The following is a 777-nucleotide window of genomic DNA, read 5'->3' on the forward strand; positions in this document are numbered from 1 at the left end:
TGCAGCAAGAGCGTTGTATGCGTCCTCCAATGCTTCCAGGAATAGCCGATAGCCCATCCCATCCACTACGAAATGATGCACCAGTACCAGCAGATAATAATCGCCGCTTTCCGAAGCACGGAAGGCCACGACGTGAACGAGAGGCGTGTGGCCGTCAAACCGAAACATGTGTTGACGTCTTGCCGAGACGCTCTCGATTGTCCTGCGCTGGTCTGGGCCGGTCATCCGGACGAGATCGATCTCCTCCACGATGCGCTCGGCCGGACAAGCGCCAATCCCCAGCCGTAGTCCATCTTGGGTTCGGGCAACGCGGAGCCTGAGGCCTTCGTGCCTCTCGATGACATGGGCGAGAGCGCGGTCCAGGATATTGATGTCCAGGATGCCGCTGCGCAAGAAGAACAGATCGCCGAGGTTAAAATGCTCGTCAAAGCCGACAAGAGAATTCCAAAACGATATTACGGGGGGCACAGGCAGTAAGCCGTCCGCGGAAGCCACGTTGTGGGGTGCCGCCTCCGCTTCCCCGGCCGCCAACTCCCTGATGGTCGGTGTTCGATAAAGCTGGTTGACGGTGAGCGCGCCAGCGTGACGCAACGTACGCTGAGAAGAGAATCGCCGCCGATATCAAAGAAACTGCTGTCGATTCCCACCCGCTCGGCGCCTAATAGATCCTCCCAGATCCGAGCAAGAACCCGCTCGTTCCTGGTGCGGGGCTCAGCAGATGGACTAGTTTCTATCTCGCGGTAAGGAACGGAGGAAAGGCGAGCACGGTCTATCTTT

At 58.3% G+C, this 777-nt stretch carries 1 protein-coding gene; it reads right to left on the minus strand.

The window, feature by feature from the left end; all coding sequences use genetic code 11:
• Positions 1 to 591 (minus strand): condensation domain-containing protein (locus I6F20_RS37565; RefSeq protein ID WP_225131595.1); only part of this gene is annotated, 591 nt, incomplete at its 3' end.
• Positions 592 to 777: the final 186 nt, after the last annotated feature.

Source organism: Bradyrhizobium sp. IC3123, from assembly GCF_020193625.1.
Lineage (GTDB): Bacteria > Pseudomonadota > Alphaproteobacteria > Rhizobiales > Xanthobacteraceae > Bradyrhizobium > Bradyrhizobium yuanmingense.